The 19,946-nt window shown below is 70.3% G+C and carries 16 protein-coding genes and 1 pseudogene; 8 read left to right on the forward strand and 9 right to left on the reverse strand.

What is annotated here, in order from left to right; all coding sequences use genetic code 11:
- A pseudogene (locus Z052_RS05690) lies at positions 1-207 on the reverse strand (hypothetical protein); the annotation flags it as partial.
- 125 nt (positions 208-332) lie between these two features.
- On the opposite strand from Z052_RS05690, the gene Z052_RS05695 reads away from it, so the two are divergent.
- The 4 genes from Z052_RS05695 to Z052_RS05710 all read left to right on the forward strand — a co-directional run bounded on the left by Z052_RS05695 (position 333) and on the right by Z052_RS05710 (position 4,769).
- Positions 333-1,607 (forward strand): Single-stranded DNA binding protein, encoded by a 1,275-nt coding sequence (locus Z052_RS05695; RefSeq protein WP_086216785.1) that lies wholly within the window; start codon positions 333-335, stop codon positions 1,605-1,607.
- Positions 1,604-3,337, forward strand: coding sequence for a hypothetical protein (locus Z052_RS05700; RefSeq protein WP_094520641.1), 1,734 nt, complete (start codon positions 1,604-1,606; stop codon positions 3,335-3,337). The genes Z052_RS05695 and Z052_RS05700 overlap by 4 nt, the downstream gene beginning before the upstream one ends.
- Complete coding sequence (locus Z052_RS05705; protein ID WP_089307927.1) at positions 3,337-4,110, forward strand: metallophosphoesterase; 774 nt, start codon at positions 3,337-3,339, stop codon at positions 4,108-4,110. Before Z052_RS05700 ends, Z052_RS05705 begins: the two co-directional genes overlap by 1 nt.
- An 83-nt stretch (positions 4,111-4,193) precedes the next feature.
- Complete coding sequence (locus Z052_RS05710; RefSeq protein WP_089307926.1) at positions 4,194-4,769, forward strand: putative phosphothreonine lyase domain-containg protein; 576 nt, start codon at positions 4,194-4,196, stop codon at positions 4,767-4,769.
- Between the two features lie 13 nt (positions 4,770-4,782).
- Here Z052_RS05710 and Z052_RS05715 read toward each other — a convergent pair whose 3' ends face one another.
- The 6 genes from Z052_RS05715 to Z052_RS05740 all read right to left on the reverse strand — a co-directional run bounded on the left by Z052_RS05715 (position 4,783) and on the right by Z052_RS05740 (position 12,952).
- Positions 4,783-5,277 carry a hypothetical protein gene (locus Z052_RS05715; RefSeq protein ID WP_094520640.1) on the reverse strand — a complete coding sequence of 165 codons (495 nt, stop codon included), beginning with the start codon at positions 5,275-5,277 and terminating at the stop codon, positions 4,783-4,785.
- Positions 5,274-6,434 (reverse strand): 3-ketoacyl-CoA thiolase, encoded by a 1,161-nt coding sequence (locus tag Z052_RS05720; protein ID WP_099288900.1) that lies wholly within the window; start codon positions 6,432-6,434, stop codon positions 5,274-5,276. Before Z052_RS05720 ends, Z052_RS05715 begins: the two co-directional genes overlap by 4 nt.
- A gap of 139 nt (positions 6,435-6,573) precedes the next feature.
- On the reverse strand, positions 6,574-7,317 hold the full coding sequence (locus Z052_RS05725; protein ID WP_094520638.1) for a bacteriorhodopsin: 744 nt from the start codon (positions 7,315-7,317) through the stop codon (positions 6,574-6,576).
- Entirely contained in the window at positions 7,314-8,858 is a 1,545-nt protein-coding gene (locus Z052_RS05730) for a methyl-accepting chemotaxis protein (RefSeq protein WP_049931314.1), read from the reverse strand. Before Z052_RS05730 ends, Z052_RS05725 begins: the two co-directional genes overlap by 4 nt.
- A gap of 105 nt (positions 8,859-8,963) precedes the next feature.
- On the reverse strand, positions 8,964-11,363 hold the full coding sequence (gene mutL, locus Z052_RS05735) for a DNA mismatch repair endonuclease MutL (protein ID WP_099288901.1): 2,400 nt from the start codon (positions 11,361-11,363) through the stop codon (positions 8,964-8,966).
- Positions 11,364-11,818: 455 nt separating this feature from the next.
- Positions 11,819-12,952, reverse strand: coding sequence for an ABC transporter ATP-binding protein (locus Z052_RS05740; RefSeq protein ID WP_094520025.1), 1,134 nt, complete (start codon positions 12,950-12,952; stop codon positions 11,819-11,821).
- A 204-nt stretch (positions 12,953-13,156) separates the two neighbouring features.
- Between Z052_RS05740 and Z052_RS05745 the strand changes: the two genes are divergently transcribed.
- From Z052_RS05745 to Z052_RS05755, 3 genes are read left to right on the forward strand one after another with little or no spacing between them, the layout of a single operon-like run.
- Positions 13,157-14,434, forward strand: a complete 1,278-nt coding sequence (locus tag Z052_RS05745) for an extracellular solute-binding protein (protein WP_176450630.1) — start codon at positions 13,157-13,159, stop codon at positions 14,432-14,434.
- A gap of 15 nt (positions 14,435-14,449) precedes the next feature.
- On the forward strand, positions 14,450-15,445 hold the full coding sequence (locus Z052_RS05750; RefSeq protein WP_086215843.1) for a carbohydrate ABC transporter permease: 996 nt from the start codon (positions 14,450-14,452) through the stop codon (positions 15,443-15,445).
- Positions 15,442-16,524, forward strand: coding sequence for a sugar ABC transporter permease (locus tag Z052_RS05755; RefSeq protein WP_049931310.1), 1,083 nt, complete (start codon positions 15,442-15,444; stop codon positions 16,522-16,524). Before Z052_RS05750 ends, Z052_RS05755 begins: the two co-directional genes overlap by 4 nt.
- 182 nt (positions 16,525-16,706) lie before the next feature.
- Here the strand turns inward: Z052_RS05755 and Z052_RS05760 are convergent, their stop codons facing one another.
- Positions 16,707-17,738, reverse strand: a complete 1,032-nt coding sequence (locus tag Z052_RS05760; RefSeq protein WP_094520024.1) for a glutathione S-transferase family protein — start codon at positions 17,736-17,738, stop codon at positions 16,707-16,709.
- A 465-nt stretch (positions 17,739-18,203) separates the two neighbouring features.
- Here Z052_RS05760 and Z052_RS05765 point away from each other — a divergent pair, with 465 nt between their 5' ends.
- Positions 18,204-19,502 carry an FAD-binding oxidoreductase gene (locus tag Z052_RS05765; RefSeq protein ID WP_099288902.1) on the forward strand — a complete coding sequence of 433 codons (1,299 nt, stop codon included), beginning with the start codon at positions 18,204-18,206 and terminating at the stop codon, positions 19,500-19,502.
- Positions 19,503-19,529: 27 nt separating this feature from the next.
- Here the strand turns inward: Z052_RS05765 and Z052_RS05770 are convergent, their stop codons facing one another.
- Complete coding sequence (locus tag Z052_RS05770; RefSeq protein WP_086215845.1) at positions 19,530-19,946, reverse strand: Hsp20/alpha crystallin family protein; 417 nt, start codon at positions 19,944-19,946, stop codon at positions 19,530-19,532.

The raw sequence follows: 19,946 nt of genomic DNA on the forward strand, positions 1-19,946 counted from the left end.
GTACGGGCTCTCGTCCCCGCCCGCCCCGGCGCCCTGATACGGCGAGGTGTACGGCGACCCCCCGACCGGGTCGTCGAACCCCTCGGGGGGAAGGTAGATCCGCTCGCCGCCCTCCGACCGCACGACGACCGCGACGTCTCGCGTGCCGGCCACGTCGATCACCGTGCGGTCGTCGGTGACGCGCGCGTCGATGTCGATTTCGTCCATGCCCCACGTTGCGACCGGGGACGGTTTAGCCCTACCGGCCGTCCCCGACGGCGCCGCGGGCCGGTCCGTCGCCGGCGCTCACCGGTGGTGAATCCTTTTGTGCGGCCGCGCCGAACCTCGCTTCGATGGACGTCAACAGCCATGCCGAGGAGCTCGCCTCCGACCTCGGCGTCGACAAAGAGGAGGTCAAAGCCGACCTACAGAACTTACTGGAGTACAGCGTCCCCATCGACGAGGCGAAACAGAGCGTCCGCCGGAAGCACGGCGGCGGGGGCGGCGGCTCGACGCCAACGCCCGACGCCGTCGACGTGGGCGAGATCACCACCGACCACGACGGCGTGACGGTGACGGTTCGCGTGTTGACGCAGGGGACGCGCACGATCCGGTATCAGGGGGACGACCTCACGATCCGGGAGGGCGAAATCGCCGACGAGACCGGCGTCATCTCCTACACCGCGTGGCAGGACTTCGGCTTCGAGCCGGGCGACTCGCTGACGATCGGCAACGCCGGCGTCCGCGAGTGGGAGGGGGCGCCGGAGCTGAACCTCAACGACTCGACGACGGTCGCCATCGCCGACGAGGAGGTCTCGGTCGACCGCGAGGTGGGCGGCGACCGCAGCCTCGTCGACATCGCGGCCGGCGACCGCGGCCGCAACGTGGAGGTCCGCGTGCTGGAGGTCGACGAGAAGACCATCTCCGGGCGCGACGGCGAGACCGAGATCCTCGAAGGGGTCGTCGGCGACGAGACGGCGAAGCTCCCCTTCACCGACTGGCAGCCGCGCTCCGAGATCGAGGTCGGCGCCGACCTCCGGATAGAGGACGTGTACGTCCGGGAGTTCCGCGGCGTCCCCTCGATCAACCTCACCGAGTTCTCGACGGTGACGCCGCTCCCCGACCCCGTCGAGGTCGCGGAGGACGCCCCGCGGCTGTCTGTCGCAGACGCCGTCGGCTCCGGCGGAATGTTCGACGTCGAGGTCGTCGGGAACGTGCTGGAGGTCCGCGACGGCTCCGGGCTCATCGAGCGCTGCCCCGAGTGCGGCCGCGTCGTCCAGAACGGCCAGTGCCGGAGCCACGGGGACGTGGACGGCGAGGACGACCTACGGGTGAAGGCCATCCTCGACGACGGCACCGACACCGTGACCGTCGTCCTGGACGACGAGCTCACCGCCGAGGTGTACGGCGGCGGGCTCGACGACGCCCTCGCCGCCGCGAAGGACGCGATGGACAAGGAGGTCGTCGCGGACGACATCGCCGACTCGCTCGTCGGGCGCGCCTACCGCGTCCGCGGGAACCTCTCGGTCGACGACTACGGCGCGACCCTCGACGCGGCCGAGTTCGAGATCGCCGCTGACGACCCGGCCGCCCACGCCCGCGCCGCGCTCGCGGAGGTGGGCGAATGAGCGACGACGGGCCGGGCACGCGTGAGGTCGCCTACCGGGTGTTCGCCGCCGAGTTCGACGACGCCTCGCTGTCGTACTCCGAGAGCGACGAGGAGCGCGCCCCCAACTACGTCGTCACCCCGACCGGCGCGCGGGTGAACCGCCTGTTCACCGCCGGCGTGCTCACCGAGGTCGAGCGCGTGAACGACGAGACGCGGCGCGGTCGCGTCGTCGACCCGTCGGGCGCGTTCGTCACCTACGCCGGGCAGTACCAGCCGGAGGCGCAGACCTTCTTGGAGCGCGCCGACCCGCCGGCGTTCGTCGCGCTCACCGGCAAGGCGCGCACCTTCGAGCCCGAGGACTCCGACCGCGTCTTCACCTCCGTCCGCCCGGAGAGCCTCAACGAGGTCGACGCCGACACCCGCGACCGCTGGGTGGTCTCCGCCGCCGAGGCGACGCTCGACCGCCTCGCGGCGTTCGAGCAGGCCCTCGATTCCGACCTGCGCGGCGACGAGCTCCGCGCGGCGCTGGAGGCGGGCGGCGCCCCGGCTCCGCTCGCCGCCGGGATCCCGAAGGCGCTCGACCACTACGGCACGACCGCGGCGTACGCAGAGGCGGTCCGCCGGCTCGCGGTCGACGCGCTCGAGCTGATCGCGGGCGACCGCGACGAGGTCCGGTCGATCGACGTCGCCCCCGACGAGGGGGACGCGACCGCGATCGGTCCGCTCCCCGACACCGACGTGACGATCGCGGAGCCGGCGGCGACGCCCGAGGCCGACGCGACCGCGGCCGCGGACGTCGGCTCCGACCCGGAACCCGCCACCGGTGAGAGCGAGGCCGAACCGACCGCCGAGGCTACCACGTCGACCGCGGATACCGACTCGTCGACCGCCGCCGCCGGATCGACCGCCGAGGCCGAGTCGCTGCTCGACGACGCGGCCGAGATGGAGGGCGCCGGATCCGCGGAATCCTCGGAAAGCGAGACGGCCGAACCGGAGGCGACCGCGACCGCCGACTCCGGATCGCTCGGCGATGCGGGCGACTCCACCGAGCCGACGGACGAGAGTACCGTGACCGACGATAGCGTCACGACCGACGAAGGTGCCGCGGCCGACGACGGCGGCCTCGGCGACTTCGACGCCGGTGACGACGGAGACGACATCGGTGACTTCGACGCGGGCGGCGATGACGACATCGGTGACTTCGACGCGGGCGGCGATGACGACATCGGAGACCTCGACGCCGGGGGCGACGAGGGCGCGAGCCCCTCCCCCGACCCGGACGCCGACGGGGACGACATGTACCAGCTCGACGACGAGGAGCGCGAGGAGATCGAGTCCGAGTTCGGAACCGACTTCGCGACCGGGACCGAGGTCGACGAGCCGGGCGAGGCCGACATCGACGTGCCCGACCCCGAGGAGATCGTCGAAGAGCCCGACGACGACTCCGCGGCGGCCGCGGACGATTCGGCCGCCGCAGAGAGCCCGGAGCCCGACACCGCCGCCGCGACGGACGACGGAGATGAGGCCGAGACCGACGGAGACGCAGCTGACGACATCGACCTCGAAGCCGCGGCGGTCGCGGCGATGGACGACCTCGACGACGGCGACGGGGCGCCCCGCGAGGCGGTCGTCGAGCGCGTCGCGGACGACCACGGGGTCGAACCGGGCGCGGTCGAGGACGCGATTCAGGACGCGCTGATGAGCGGGCAGTGTTACGAGCCGGGCGACGGGCTGCTCAAGCCGATCTGATGGCGCGGGTCGAGCCGGTCGTCGGCGAGCCGGCGGCGGTGGCCGACCTCGGCGCGGAGCGCGCGCTGCTCGTCGCCGACGTCCACGCGGGCATCGAGGTCGGACTGCGCTACGAGCGCGGCGTCGAACTCGACTCCCGGGCCGACGAGCGCCGCGAGCGGCTCTGCGACCTCGTCGCCGAGACCGACGCCGACCGGCTCGTCGTCCTCGGCGACCTCGCGCACCGGATCGGCGCACCCGACGGCGACGAACGGGAGGAGCTGGAGGCCCTGATCCGCGCCGTCACCGACCGCGTCCCGATGACGCTCGTCGAGGGGAACCACGACGCGGGCGTCGCGGAGGCGTTCGCGGCCGACCTCGACGTGATCGGCCCCGAGGGCGGGCGGCTCGGTCGCGGGTCGGCCTCCGGTGTCGCGGTCTGTCACGGCCACACGTGGCCCGACCCCGCGCTCCGCGACGCCGACGTGATCTGTACCGGCCACGAGCACCCGCAGGTCCGACTGGAGGACTCGGTCGGCGGGTCGCGCGTCGAGCGCGCGTGGCTCCGCGGGACCCTCGACCCCGCGGCGTTCACCGAGTCTGGTGATGCTCCCGGCCCGCCGGCCGATCCGCCGGAGCTCGTCGTCTTCCCCGCGTTCAACGAGCGCTCCGGCGGGACGTGGGTCAACGTCGAGGGGCAGTCGTTCCTCGCGCCGTACCTTCCCGCGGCGCTCCCCGCCGCGGACGCCTACCTGCTCGACGGGGCGCGGCTCGGGGACTACCGGGACATCTGAACGCCGCGGACCGATCGCGGAGTGACCGTTCCGCCCCGCTCCGCCGACGAGACCGTTTTGTCCCGCGACGCGGAACCGGCCCCATGGTCACCGACCGCTCGCCCACCGCGATCGACGAGGCCGGGTGGCACTGGCTCCGGGTCAAACACGTGACGGGGTTCCCCCGCCAGGCCCGCGACGGCTACTTCCCGGCACACGACGTGATGCGGCCGGCTGCGACGACCGAGGCGGACGCACCGGGGATCGACGCCGGAAAGAAGTCGCTACCGGCCGGCCCCGAGACCGTCCGCGACGCCGACCGCCTCGCGCTGGAGACGACGTACCTGAGCGGGAAGTGGCTCGTCGAGCGTCCGGCGGAGGCGGTCGACGACCTCTGGGAGGCGGTGGTCGACGACGTCGCGGCCGAGCGGTTCTGGGACGCGAAGGTCGCGACCGCCGCCGGGTGCGAGGCGTTCGGCGAGTCCGACCACGCGGTGCTCGTGTTCACGCCGAACTACTTCGATCGAACGGACGTCGACCGGGTTCGACGCCGGCTCAGGGAGGAACACGGGGTGACCAAGCGGATCCGATACCGCCCCGACGTGTACACGCTCGGCGGGGTCCACGAGGCGCGGCTCGGCCCGCTCGCCGACTCCGACGCGGCGCGGTTCCGCGCGTGAGATTCGCGTCCGGCTACTCCACCGGGCGGAACTGGAAGCCGTCCCAGTCCTGGCTCTCGGGCTCGCGGATGCCGGCGCCCGGCTCGCGCAGTTCGTCGGCGTACACCGGCTCGATCCGGTCGCCGATATCGACGCTGAACTGGTCGCCGCCGTTGTCACTATCGTCCCCGTCGTCGCCTGTGACGCCGCCTGCCTCGTCGCGCTCGGCTATCTGTCCGAGCGCGCGGACCGGCGGCCCGTCGTAGTCGTCGCCCATCTCGAACTCGACGATTGCGAGGGTGTTCGGCTCGCGGACGCCCGGGGGCGTCGCGGTCGAGGTCGTCCACGTCACCACGCGCGCCTCGTACTCGCGGAGGTCGACCGTCCCGACGCGCTCGGCGCCGTTCGGGCCCACGGTGTGGGGCGGGTACGTGACCGTGCCGTCGGCGTACTCGGCGGCCTCGAAGGTCGGTTCGGCGCTGTCCCCCTGCCCGTCCGCGTCGGTGTCGGTCGTCTCGTGGTCGCTCATTGGCTTCCCTCCAAGATCGTGGTGGTCACGCAGTTCCCGAACCCGCCGACGTTACAGGCGAGCCCCGTGTCGGCCTCGACCTGCCGCGGTCCGGCGTCGCCCGTGACCTGCTTGACTATCTCGTACACCTGCGCGACGCCGCTGGCCCCGAGCGGGTGGCCCTTGGACTTGAGCCCTCCCGACGTGTTGATCGGGAGGTCGCCGTCGCGGTCGGTGACGCCCTCGTCGACCGCCTTCCACCCCTCTCCCTTCTCGAAGAAGCCGAGGTCCTCGCTCTGGAGGAACTCCAGTATGGTGAACATGTCGTGGAGCTCGGCCACGTCGATGTCGTCCGGGCCGATCCCGGCCATCTCGTAGGCGACCTCGGAGGAGTCGACGACGCCGCCCATCGTCGTCGGGTCCGCGCGCTCGTGGACGACGTGGGTGTCCGTCGCCCCGCCGATGCCCGAGACCACGGCGTAGTTGCCGTCGGGCGCGTACTCCTCGGCCACCGACTCGGGACAGAACACGAGCGCCGCCGAGCCGTCCGTGATCGGACAGAAGTCGTACAGTCGGAGCGGGTCCGCGACGATCGGCGAGTCGAGGACCGTGTCGAGGTCGACCTCCTTCCGGAACTGCGCGTGAGGGTTGTCCACGCCGTTCCGGTGGTTTTTCACCGCGACCTTCCCGAGGCTCTCGCGGGGCGCGTCGTACTCGTCGAGGTAGAGCCGCGCCGTGAGGCCCGCGAACGAGGGGAGCGTGACGCCCTGCTTGTACTCCACCGGATGCGTGAGCGACGCGATCACGTCCGTCGCCTCCGCGGTCGTCCGGTGGGTCATCTTTTCGCCGCCGACCAGCATCGTGAGCTCGCTCGCGCCCGAGGCGACCGACTGCCACGCCGCGTACACCCCTGCCCCGCCTGAGGAGGAGGTCTGGTCGATCCGCGCCGTGTACGCCGGCTGGGCGGCGAGGTCGTGGGCGAGCGCGTTCGGGACACCGGTCTGCCCCTCGAACTCGCCGCTGGCCATGTTCGAGACGTACAGGTGATCGAGGTCGCCGCCGTCGACGCCGGCGTCGTCGAGCGCGGCCGCGCCCGCCTCCGCCAGCAGCTCCCGGATCCAAGCGTCGCGCTGCCCGAACCGCGTCATCGACGCGCCGACGATCGCTACGCGTTCCATGTCGGTGGGTCCACCGCGGTCGCCTAAAACGTACCTCTCCGCGGCCGCGGTGGGGTCCGTCCGTCCCGACACCGTCGGCCGCCGTCGAGGTCGCGCCCCGCCGTCTCACCCGCCCCCGGCGAGGATCTGCGAGCCCGGTTCAGTCCGCCGCGGTCGGCGCGCCGTCGCCGACCGCGTCGGTCGCGTCCTCGCGGTCAGCGGTCGCGGCCGACACCACCTCGGTGAACGCCTGTCGGCGGGCGTAGAAGAAGTAGACGTACGGGACCTTCGCCAACACGTCGAGGAAGGCGTACGTCAGCGCGGCGCCCACCCCCGTGGTGAAGCCGATCCCCGCCGGACCCATCAGCCAGACGAACGGGTACGCCAGCCACAGCAGGCCGACGTGGTTCTTCAGCAGGCTGAACAGCCCCCGCTGCATCGGGTCGTCGGGAACGGCCCGCGGGAACACCACGTACAGATACGCGAACAGCGTGACGTGGAAAATCGAGGAGACGCCGAACAGCACCCACTTGAGCGTCCCGCCCGTCACGACCGCCCCGGCGCCGAACGCGATCATCAGCGCGTCGGCGAGCATCACGCCCGCGATCGCGCGGCGGGACGCGCCGGCGACGTAGCCGATGAACCCGACCAGGAGCGGGGTGGTGACGATCCAGTCGACGTAGCGGAGGCCGACCAGCTCGGCCCCGTTGACGGTCACGGTTCCGATACCGAGCGCCATTCCGGCATACGCGAGCCCGGCGAAGCCGGGTATCACCGCCAGCGCGGCCAGGCGACCGCGGTCCTCCGACTCGCCGAGCTTCGCGTACAGCGCCGCGGTGATCCCGAGGCCGACGAGGAAGGCGACCGCCGCGATCCAGTACGCGGCGCTGACCGCGCCCGTCATCGCGCACCTCCGTCGGTCGTCGCTCGCGAGCGCGCCGTTCCGCCCCCGGTGGCCGGCCCGTCGGCGCCGGACGTCTCATCGACGGTGAACGCCGCGACCCGGTCTTGGAGCGTCGTCACGGCGTCGGTCTGGAACTCGCGCAGGGAGTCGGACACGTCCTCGACGACCGACTGGCCCTCCTGTATCTCCGTCGCCGTCTGCTCCGCCGTCTCCGCGGTCTCGGTACTGAGCTCCGTGATCTCGTCGACGGAGCCGGCCGTGTCCTGTACCGTGTCGGCCTGGTCGGCGGTCGTCCGACGGATCTCCCCGAGCGAGCCGCTGATCTCGTCGACGGAGTCGGCGATCGTCTCGATGTCGGAGAGCGTCGACTCGACGGTGTCGGTCCCGGTCTGGACGCGCTCCTGTGTCGACCGGATCGACACCGTCACTTCCTCGGTCTGGTCGGCGATGTCGTCTATCATCGTATCAATCTCGTTCGCGCGCGACTGCGTCTCCTCGGCGAGCTCCTTTACCTCCTCGGCGACGACGCTGAAGCCGTCGCCGGAGCCGTCCGCCCGGGCCGCCTCGATCGAGGCGTTGAGCGCGAGCATGTTGGTCTGTTCCGCTATCTCGCCGATGATGTCGACGATCTCGGTGATCTCGTCCATCCCGTCCTGAAGCTGTTCGACCCGGTCGACGGCCTGCTCCGCCTCCTCCTCGACCTCGGCCATCTCGGCCAGCGCGCTCTGGGAGGAGCTGCGGGCGTCGTCGCTCGTCGCCGCGACCGCCTCGCTCCGGTCCGACAGGTCGTCGACGGTCGCCGCGATCTCCTCGGCGGACGCGCTGATGGTCTCGATGTCGGTCGCGATGGACTCGAGCTCCGCGCGCTGGTCGCCCGCCTGTCCCCGGATCGTCGTCGCGCTCTCGGTCGCGCCGGCGACGCGCCGCTCGACCTCGTTGCTCATCTCCGCCATCTCGCCGGCGTCGGCCTCGATCCGGTCGGCCATCTCGCGGACCGTCTCCACCGTCCCCTGGAGGTCGTCCATCATCCGGTTGAACGACTCGCCCACGGTCGCGAGGCTCTCGTCGCTCTCGTCGACGTCGACGCGCCGCGTGAGGTCGCCGGTCGCCGCCTCCTCCATCACCTCGGCGTACCGGTCGGCCGTCCGCCGGTAGCGGTCGGCCATCTCGGTCGCTTCCGCCCGCGCGCTCTCCAGTTCGTCTTGTGTCCGTTCCATCTCCGTCAGTCGGTCCTTCAGCGAGACCCGCATCTGCTCGATGGATCCCGCGAGCTCCCCGAACTCGTCGGTCCGGGTGGACTGTACTTCCCTGTCGATGTCCCCGTTGGCGACGCGCCGCGTCTGCGCGCCGATCTCGGTGACGCTGGCGATCGTCTCGGCCGCGTTGATCGACCCGAGCGTCAGGAGACCGGCGACGGCCGCGACGACCGTCGCGTTCGCGTCGTCGGTGGCCAGCCCGACGGCGACGATGAACGCCCCCGTCGCCACGTATCCGACGCCAAGTTTCACCCCGTAGCTGTCTTTCACCGATGCGATCGGCATGTGATCCATCAGGGAAACCGACGTGTTAAACGGCGCCCCGATACTATCAGTTCTGATATCCGGGCGCCTCGCCGAGCCTCGATCCAGGTCCTCGCGCCGCCGGGCTCACTCCGCGCGCCGGCCGCCGTGTCCCGGGTAGTCGCGTTCGAACCGCGACCCGATCTCCTCGCGGTCGATCCGGATCACGACCGGACGCCCGTGCGGGCAGGCGTAGGGGTTGTCGCAAGCGTCGAGCCGGTCGAGGAGGTCGACGACCCGGCCCTCGGTCAGTGAGGTGTTCCCCGTCACCGAGGGGTAACAGGCGAGGTCGGCGAGCAGCTCGTCGACGGCGTCGACGACCGGTTCGTCGCCCTCGGCAGCGTCGTCGACCAGCGCGGACAGGGAATCTCGCAGGAGGTCCGGGTCGAGCGCGGCGTCGAAGACGGCCGGGACCGCCGTCACCGCGACCTCGCGCTCGTCGGCGCGCTCCGCACGGAATCCGATCTCGGTGAGTTCGTCGACGAACTCCTCGAACAGCGCCGCCTCGCGGGCGGTCAACCCGACGCGGACCGGCTCCGCGAGGGCCTGCGCCTCCGCGCCGTCCGCGACGGTCGCCTTCAGCCGCTCGTAGTTCACGCGCTCGTCGGCCGCGTGCTGGTCGATCAGCACGAGCCCGTCCGGCGCCTCGGCGACGACGTACGTCTCATGAAGCTGACCGAGCACCCGCAGCGGAGGCAGCGAGTCGAACTCGCGCTCGGCCTCGGTCGCCTCGCCGTCCAGCGTCCGCTGCCGGGTCCGTGCCCGTGTTCGGGGTACCGACCGAGCCGCGTCCGCCCGGGCTCCCCTCCGGTCGCCCCCCGCCGCTCCGCTGCCATTCGCTGTCTCGTCGCCAGCCGTCGTTTCGTCTCCGACCGTCGTTCCGTCGCCGACCGTCGTTTCGTCTCCGACTTTCGTTTGGTCGCCGACTGTCGTTTCGTCTCCGACTTTCGTTTGGTCGCCGACTGCCGTCTCGTCGCTGGTTGCCGCTTCGCCTCGGCTCGGCTCGCACTCCGCGCCGTCGCTCTGCCGGCTCTGTGGACTGGGTTGATCGTCGCCGCTCGCGTTGTGATTCGCGTCGCCGTCCCGGGGCTCGCCCGCGGGCTCTGCCGTTGGTTCGGCCCGGGTCCTCTCCCCCTCGCCGAGGTCGTCGACGGCCCACGCCGCGTCGTCGGACGGGTCCAGTTCGGTCGGCGTCGCGGGGTCGTCGTCGCCCTGACCCGGGTCGGCGTCGGTCACCGAGTCCGGGGTTCGGCCGGGATCTTCAGTGTTCGCCGACGTTCCGGGGTCGCCTGGCGTCCCGGAGTCGGAGACTGCCGCGGACTCGCGCCCCTCGCGGGCGGCGCGCTCGTGGTCGGTGTCCGCGCCGCCCACGGCCTCGGTGTCGGGCGTCTCGGGGGCGACCGCCGTCTCGTCGGGCGCCGACTGGCCCCGGGGCGCCGTCGACCGGATCAGGCCGTGGTCGAGCAGCGCCCCCTCGACGGCCGCCTCGACCGCTTCCCGGACCGCAGGCTCCTCGTCGAAGCGGACCTCCAGCTTGCGGGGGTGGACGTTCACGTCCACGTCGCCGGCCGGGACCTCGACGAAGAGGACCGCGAACGGGTAGCGGTCGGGGGCCAACTGACCGCCGTACGCCTCCAACGTCGCCTCGCGCAGCGTGCTCGCGGTGACGTACCGCCCGTTGACGTACGTCGAAAGGTAGTCGCGCGTCGAGCGCGTCGTCTCCGGGTGCGAGACGAGCCCCGTCACCCGCCGGACCGGTGCGTCGGCGGAGTCGTCGCCCGCGTCGGTTCCCTCCGGCGTCCATTCCACGTCGATCATCGACTCGGCGACCTCGCGGCCGTAGACGGCGAGGACGGCCGAGCGGAGGTCGCCGTTCCCCTCGGTCGCGAACGTCTCGCGGCCGTCGTGTTCGAGCGACACTGCCACGTCGGGGTTCGCCAGCGCGTACCCGGTCACCACGGTGTTGACGTGATCGAACTCGGTCGCGGTCCGCTTGAGGAACTTCTCGCGCGCGGGAGTGTTATAAAACAGGTCGTCGACCTCGACGGTTGTTCCCGCGGGACAGCCCGCCGGGCGGGCCTCGCCCACGTCGCCGCCCGCGACGGTGATCTCCGCGCCGGCCTCGGCCTCCGGGGGGCGCGAACGGACGGTGAGCCGCGAGACCGCGCCGACCGTGTACAGCGCCTCGCCGCGGAAGCCGAGCGTGGCGACGCCGCGGTCGAGGTCCTCGATGTCGCCGATCTTCGAGGTGGCGTGCTCCGCGACGGCCGCCTCCAGTTGGTCCTCGGGGATTCCGACGCCGTCGTCGCGGACGCGGATCCCCTCCGTCCCGCCCGCCTCGACCGAGACGGCGACGCGGCTCGCGCCCGCGTCGAGGCTGTTCTCGACCAGCTCCTTCACGACGCTCGCGGGCCGCTCGACGACCTCGCCCGCCGCGATCCGCTGGACGGTCCGCTCGTCCAATCGCTCGATGTCTGGCGGCTCCATTCGTACGCTCCGTCGGACGAGCGCGCACTTCAAGCCGTTGTCGGCGGTGACGGCGTGAGGGGAGGCGCTCGCGTGGTGCCGCTGTGCATACATGAACTGCGGCGGCGCGTGCCTGCGAGCGGCCGCCCTCGGCGGCCGCGAGACGGCACGCGCGAGGGAGTCGCCGGCTCCCGGAGCGAAGCGGAGGGTGCCAGCGACGAGGTTGGGGAGGGGTGAGGTGCGGTTGCGGTGCGGGGTGAGTCAAAGGGTCAGTCGCGAGGGCGAAGGCGCGCGACGCAAGCACCGCAAGGAGCGAGCAGCGCGACCGACTGAGAAGCGCAGCGAGCGTGCGCCCGCCTCGCGACTGGGGCTTTACCGGTGTCTGTCGAGGTTCCACTGGCCTCAAATCACAGCGCGCAGGGAAAGTACGAACGAACGGTTCACAGGTCCGGACTGTCTCCGAAAATCGACCTTATTCAAGCGACCGCGGCCGCGATCTCCTCGTCGGTGAGGAACACATCCTCGCCGGTCTCGGGGTCGAACAGGTGGATGTGTTCCTCCGCGAAGGAGACACCGACCTCGTCGCCGGCCTCCGGCTTCACGTCGGCGGGCGAGCGGGCGAGGAAGTCCTCGGTCACGGTGAGGTGGACGTAGTTGTCGGAGCCGATCGGCTCGACGACCTCGACGGTCGAGCGCAGGTTCTCGTCGCCGCTCGGTGACTCGTCCAAAACGATGTTCTCCGGGCGGATGCCCAGCGTGTACCGGCCGTTCCGAAGGTCGTGGCCCCGGACGTACTCCGCGGAAAGATCGAGGTCCAGCCCCGCCTCCTCGTTCCGGATCGTCGCGCCGGCGCCGTCCGTCTCCACGTCGACGTCGACGAAGTTCATCGACGGCGAGCCGATGAAGCCGGCGACGAACTCGTTGACCGGGTTCTGGTACACCTCGGTGGGCTCGCCGACCTGCTGGAGTTCGCCGTCGTTCAGGATGGCGAGCCGGTCGCCCATCGTCATCGCCTCCTCCTGATCATGAGTGACGTACATCGCGGTGACGCCGAACTCCTTCTGGAGCTTCTGGATCTCCGCGCGCATTTCCGTGCGGAGCTTCGCGTCGAGGTTCGAGAGCGGCTCGTCGAAAAGGAACACCTCGGGCTCGCGCGCGATGGCGCGGCCGAGCGCGACGCGCTGCTTCTGCCCGCCCGAGAGCTCGTCGGGCTTGTCGTCGAGGAGGTCCTCGATGCCCATCATCTCCGCCATCTCGCGGACGCGCTCGTGGCGCTCTTCCGTGGTCATCTCCGTGCTCATTTTGAGCCCGAACGCCATGTTCTCGCGGACCGTCTTGTGGGGGTACAGCGCGTAGTTCTGGAACACCATCGCGACCGGGCGCTCCTTCGCGTGGATGTCGGTCACGTCTTCGTCGTCGAAGTGGACGGTCCCGGACGTCGGCTCTTCGAGGCCCGCCACCATTCGCAGTGTGGTGGTCTTCCCACAGCCCGACGGTCCGACAACGGTCACGAACTCCCCGTCGTCGATCTCCAGATCGAGGTCGTCGACGGCGACGATGGTTCCCCGGTCGAACTCCTTTCGGAGCGTATCGAGCGTGACGCGTGCCATTTCCCTGATGGCGGGTCCGCTGGCATATGAGTTCTTTGCTGTTTTCTTGATATATGGTGAAGGATCTCTTCTCAAATATCGGCTTTTCGCGTCGGTCCAGTCGATCGTCGAGTCCTGAACTCGACGCGGATCGATCCGGATCGATCGGGATGTACCCCAAACACTAAATGTATGAAAATATAATTCATCATTTGTTCTAGTCACATGAACGAGAAACGTAGAACGCTGCTCAAGGCGGTGGGGGGATCGACTGCGCTCGCGGCGCTCGCGGGCTGTATCAGCACCGGCGGCGACGGCGGGGACGGCTCCGACGGCGGGGACGGATCAGACGGCAGCGACGGCTCCGACGGCGGCACCACCGGCTCCGCGCGGCTGTGGGCCGACCTGGCCGACGCGGAGGACGAGGCGCTGACCGACTACATCGACCAGTACGAGTCGGATACGGGCAACACCATCAACAAGGAGGCGCCCGGCGGCGAGCTCGACCAGCAGCTCGAAACCGCGATCCCGGCCGGCGACGGTCCCGACTCGTGGATCTGGGCTCACGACTGGGTCGGCCGGTTCGCGGTCCGCGAGGACCCCCCGTTCCTCTACGACGCGAGCGACGACGTCGACGTCTCGCTCGACAGCTACACGCAGGCGGCGCGGGAGGCGGCGCAGTTCAACGACGGCCTCTACGGGCTCCCGTTCGCCTCCGAGACCGTCGCGCTGTTCTACAACGAGGACATGGTCGACGAGCCGCCGGAGACCATGGAGGAGATGGTCTCGATCATGGAGGAGTACCACGACCCGGAGAACGGGGAGTACGGCCTCTCGTACCCCGTGACGAACCCCTACTTCGTCAGCGGGTTCATCCAGGCGTACGGCGGGAACATCTTCGACGAGGGGAACCTCGAAGTCGGCGTCGACAGCGACGCGTGTAAGCGGGGCATGGACGCCCTCGAAACGCTGTCCGACTACGTGCCGGCCGACCCCGGCTACGAGTCGCAGATCGTCGCGTTCGCCGACGGACTCGCGCCGTTCGCGATCAACGGGCCGTGGGAGCTCGGCAACCTCAGCGGCGAGGTCGAGAACCTCGGCGTTACGACGCTGCCGACCGTCGACGGGAACCACCCGCGCTCGTACTCGGGCATCCAGCTGTTCTACTTCAGCTCGATGCTTGCCGACGCCGACCAGTCCACGGTCGACGCGGCGACCGGACTCGCCGAGTGGTACACCACGAACGAGGATATCATCCAGACCAACGCCGAAGAGCAGGGGTACATCCCCGTGCTGGCCGACGTCGTGGGCAACGACGACCTCTCCAGCGAGGTCCAGGCGTTCGCCCAGCAGGTCGACCACGGCGTCCCCATCCCGACGCACCCGGACATGGACAGCGTCTGGACGCCCGTGACGGAGGCGTTAGAGCGCGTCTTCAACGACGAGCAGGACAGCGACGCCGCGCTCGACCAGGCCGCCTCCGAGATCCGGGAGGCGCTGTAGGCACCCCTCGGAGCGATGGCCTCTTCGCAACCTGGAACCGGCGTGAGCGGGCTGGCGCGTCTCCGATCGGCGCTGCCGTTCTCCAGTCGCGACTGGGGGCTGCTCCTCGTCGCGCCCGGCGTGCTGCTCTTCTCGAGTTTCATGCTGTACCCGATCTTCTACCTCTTCTACATCTCGCTGACCGACGCGACGTTCGCGGGGTCCGTGATCGGCGGGGGCGCCGACCTGATCGGGCTGGCGAACTACGCCCAGCTGATCGGCGACTCGCAGTTCTGGACCTCGATGACGACGACGTGGCTGTTCGTCGCCGTCTCGCTCGTGATCAAGGTGTTCCTCGCCGTGGGGATCGCGCTGCTGCTCAACCACGTGCGCGTCGCCGGGAAGCGCTACATGCGCGCGGCGGTGATCGTCCCGCTGGGGTTCCCCGGCATCTTCACGATCACCGTCTGGCGCGGAATGTTCAGCGACGCGCGATACGGCGTGTTCAACACGATACTGGGGCGATACAACGAGCTCATGTCGTCGCTGTCGGCGCCACAGGCCCTGCTGTTCGACGTGCCGATCGGCTTCCTGAGCGGCCGCTGGGAGGCGTTCTTCGCGTACGTCACCACGGAGGTGTGGCTGGCGTACCCGTTCATGGTGATCATCATCGTGAGCGCCTTACAGGACGTGCCCCGGTCGCTCCACGAGGCCGCGATGGTCGACGGCGCGGGGGCGCTCCAGCGGTTCCGCACCGTGACGCTGCCCGCGATCAAGGGACCGGTGCTGTTCGCGTCGATCCTCACGGCCGCGACCTCGTTCCAGCAGTTCCTGATCCCGTGGGTGTTCAATCAGGGCGGGCCGTCGAGACAGAACGAGCTGATCATCGTGTACGGCTACCGCGAGGCGATCACGTTCAACCAGTTCGGCCTGTCGGCGGCCATCCTGATCGTCGGGATCGCGTTCGTCGGCATGTTCATGTACGTGGCCGTGCGCTACGGCGGCCTCGCCGAGGGGGTGGGTGACGAATGAGCCCCCTCGAGTCCGCGGTCGCGCTTGTCGGTTCCGCGGTCGCGCTGGTCCGCTCGAAGCTGGTCGCGTTCGCGACCGCACCGAAGCGGTTCTCCGTGATGATCCGGCGCGCGATCTACGACGTCCGCACGGGGAAGCGCAGCTCGTGGGACGTGACGAAGAGCGTCCTGATGACGTTGTTCGGGCTCGCGATGGTGCTCGTGCTGCTGTTCCCGCTGTTCTGGATCACGACCGCGTCGCTCGCGGAGGGCTCGCGGCTGTTCAACACGAGCGGCATCTTCCCGGACCCGTCGACGTACAACCTCGGCGCGTACCGGTGGGTGATCTTCGAGTCTGACTTCTTCTTCGTCGACGGCGACTGGGGGTACCCCCAGCTCGTCCTCGGCGGGAGCGGCGGGCTGGTCAGCTTCCGGTGGGCCGGGACCGACACCGGTCCGGGCGCGGTGTTCAACAGCCTCTACATCGTCAGCGTAACGCTCGCGGCCGGGTTCGGCATGATCGTCCCGGCGGCGTACGCGTTCTCGCGCCGACAGTTCGTGGGGCGCAAGCGCATCCTCTACGGCTACGTGCTGTTCACGCAGATCGGCGCCGGGCTGTCGATCGCGACGCTCGTGGCGCTGTACTCGCTGTTCAGCTCCTACGGGCTCACGAACAACCTGTTCATCCTCGGGTTGTTCTACGCGGCGTCCGCGATCCCGTTCAACACGTGGCTGCTGAAGACGTATATGGACAACATCCCCGTCTCCTACGAGGAGGCGGCGATGGTCGACGGCGCGAGCTTCTTGGAGACGATCCGGGAGGTGATCCTCCCGCTGACGAAGCCGGGACTCGCGGTCGTGCTCATCTTCGTCTGGCTCGCCGGGTGGAACGAGTTCATCATCGCGCAGACCCTGCTGCGCCCGGAGAACTACCCGCTCTCGGTCGAACTGTACAACATCGCGACCGAGGGCCGGTTCTCGACGCCGTGGACTCGGTTCGCGGCGTTCGCGAACCTGTTCGCGCTGCCGGTCGCGATCGTCTACTTCGCGGCGCAGCGCTCCGTCGAAGACGGCCTGTCGTTCGGCGGCATGGAAGGGTAGCCCGGCCTCCACGCGGACCGTTCTCGGTTCTCCCTTCGTTCTCGTCGTCTCCTCATTCTCGGCCGCCCCGTTGACCGACGGCGTCGCTCCGGGGCGAGTCGTCTGGTAACGGGGCCGGATTCACCCGGTCAAAGAACCAGATGTATCCGGTAACAGGCGGAGCCGCCCGGAACCGCTCTCGCTCAGTCGTCCGCCGTCGGCGCCGGCGGCGCGCCCGTGAGCCGGTCGCGGTCGTGGTCGGCCTCGAAGTCGAGGTCAGGGCCGCGCGCGATGATGCGCGTCGGGGTCACGTCGGGGTGGGTGGTGTAGTAGTGCTCCTTGATGTGGTCCATGTTCACCGTTTCGGCGACGCCCGGCGTCTGGTAGAGGTCGCGCAGGTACGGCCAGAGGTTGTCGTACTGGTGGATGAACTGCTGGTTACACATGAAGTGGGTGTGGTACACCTGATCGAAGCGGACCAACGTGGTGAACATACAGATGTCCGCCTCGGTGAGCGAATCGCCGACGAGGTAGCGCCGGTCCACGAGCCGGTCGTCGTAGCGGTCGAGCGCGCCGAACAGGTCGTCGATCGCGTCGTCGTAGGCCGCCTGCGAGGTGGCGAAGCCCGCGCGGTAGACGCCGTTGTTGATCGGCTCGTAGATGTCCGTGATCACCTCGTCGACCTCGGCGACGGTCGCGTCGTCGTCTTCGTCGGGGAGCAGCGAAACGTCGTTTCCGAGGTCCGCGAACGCGGTCGAGAGCATCCGGAGGATCTCCCGCGACTCGTTGTTGACGACGGTCTCCTCTTTGGTGTCCCACAGCACGGGCACGGTCACCCGACACGTGGCGTCCGGGTCGGCCGCGACGTACAGCTCGCGCAGGTAGTCGCTGTCGTGGAGACGGTCGGGCGTACAGCCGTCCTTCTCGGGGGTGAACTGCCAGCCGTCCTCGTCGCGGTACGGGTCGACGACCGAGACGCCGATCGCGTCTTCGAGCTCCAACAGCGACCGCGCGAGTAGCGTGCGGTGCGCCCACGGGCACGCGTACGACACGTACAGGTGATAGCGACCGGCCTCCGGCTGGAAGCGCTCGTCCGGCTCCGCGTCGACGTGGTCCGGCACGTCGCTGCCCGCGATCCAGTTCCGGAACGTCGTCTCGCCGCGCTGGAACGCGCCCTCCTCGTCGGTCGTCTCGTAGGTGTCTGTGCGCCACTCGCCGTTCACGAGCTGGTTCATACCACACGTGTGGGCTTCGACGCCTATAACGTGGCCGGGGACACGCGTGTCACCCGCTGTATGTGGTGTGTAGATTCATATCACGATCTTCCCATTCACGACCGAGAGGCGGTGGATCGACGGCGAACTCCTCCGAAGCCCCAGCCGCGAGGCGAACGCACGCCCGCTGCGCTCCTCGCTCGGTCGCTCACTTCGTTCGCTCTCTCGTTGCGGTGCTTACGTCGCCCGCGTTCGCCTCGCGACTGCCACTTCAAGTCCCACCTACCGCAACCGCACCGCAACCGCATCGCAGCCTCACCCCTCCCCAGCCTCGCGGTTCGCGCTCTCCGAGCCCTCACCGCTCCCTCGCGCGTGCCCCTCGCGGCCGCCGCTTCGCTCCGGCCGCTCGCAGGCACGCGCCGCCGCAGTCGATCTGTCCTCTCGCCGTCCCGGTGGCTTTTCCTCGTCGCTCGCGTGTCCTGACGCATGACCGACCCAGACGAGGCAGCGCCGACGGTCGCCGTCGTCGGCGGCGGCGCGGTCGGTGTCACGACCGCGCACGACCTCGCGGCGCGCGGCGCCGACGTGACCCTCTACGAGCGCGGGGAGCTCGCGGCCGAGAGCTCCGGGCGCGCGGCTGGCCTCCTCTACAACGCCTACGCCGAGGACGTCGACGCCGCGGTCGGCGCCCGGTCGATCGAGCGCTTCCGAGTACTCGACCGGTCGCTGCCCGGCTTCTCGTTTTCGCCCTGCCCGTACGTGATCGCGGTGCGCGAGGGCGACCCCGACGCCGACGCCGTTCCCGGGATGGTCGATCGCATGCGCGGCCACCGCCGCGACGTCTCGCTCGTCGACCCCGACGCGCTCGGCGAACGGTTCCCGCCGCTCCGCACCGACGACCTCGCCGTCGCGGCGGTCGCCGAGGGGGCCGGCTGGACCGACCCGTCGAGCTACGTCCGCGCGCTCGGCGACCGGGCCGGTCGCGAGGGGGTCGCGATCGAGACGAACACCGCCGTCGCGCTCGGGCCGCGGCCCGGCGCGAAACGACACATCCGAGTCGGTGACGACGGAGCCGACGGCGATTCGGCGGCCGAGACGCGCGCCTTCGATGCCGTCGTCGTCGCCGCCGGGGCACACGCTCGGTCGCTCCTCGCGGACGCGGGCGTCTCCGTCCCGGTCGTCCCCTACCGGGTCCAGGCGCTCGTGACCCAAACTGACTACGACGGGCCGATGGTCTACGACGCCACCGCGGACGCGTACCTCCGCCCGCACCCCGACGGCCTGCTCGCGGGCGACGGGACTGAGCCGGTCCCGGCCGACCCCGACGACTACCGCCGCGAGGCCGACGACTGGTTCCGCGAGGACCTCGCCGGCGCCCTCGACGAGCGCCTCGCCCGCGGGGACCGCCTCGACGGGGGCGAGGGACCCGACCGCGGCGAACGGGTCGACCGCGGGATCGACGACGCCCGGGCATGGGCCGGACTCTGTACCGCGACGCCGGACGGCGACCCGCTCGTCGGCCCGGTCGACTCGGAGGCGGGCGATCCGACGCTCTTCGTCGCCGCCGGCTGGCAGGGCCACGGGTTCATGCGCGCGCCGGCCGTCGGCGAAGTGGTGGCCGAGGGCGTGCTCGCGTCGCTCGCGGGCGCCGCCTTCGACGGGCCGGAATCGCCGTGGATCGGCGCGTTCGACCCGGCGCGGTTCGGTTCGGATCGGTTCGACGGCGACGAGGCGTTCGAGATCGTCGAGGGCATGTCGCTGTCGAACCGGACGGAGGAGGAATAGCAGCGGCCGCAGAGCCGAAGCCGGGGGTCAGTCGTCTTCTTCGACGACGTCGACGTCGCTCGATCCGCCGCGTTTGGGGATCTCGACGTGGAGCGTCCCGTTGCGCGTGAGCGTCGCGTTCGCGCCCTCGGGCGTCACGTTGGCGTCGCGGGGGAGGTCGACGCTGCCGGACAGCGAGACGCCGCGGCCCGGAAACACGAGGTCGTAGCCGTCGTAGAAGTCGCGGAAGCGTTCGAGCGAGACCTCGACGGTGCGGTCGAGGAAGGTGACGTCGACGTCCTCGCCGCGCACGCCGGGGGCGTCGAAGACCACGAGGTACGCGTCGTCGCTCTCGAGGAGGTCGTGCGAGAGCGGGCGGCGCTCCTGGACGCGACCCCAGCCGCGGCCGACGCGTTCGAGGGCGTTACGGAGCGCGGAGCGACCGCTTTCGACGAGTCCGTCCAC

Source organism: Halorubrum sp. C191 (genome assembly GCF_002727095.1).
In the GTDB taxonomy this organism is placed as follows: domain Archaea; phylum Halobacteriota; class Halobacteria; order Halobacteriales; family Haloferacaceae; genus Halorubrum; species Halorubrum ezzemoulense.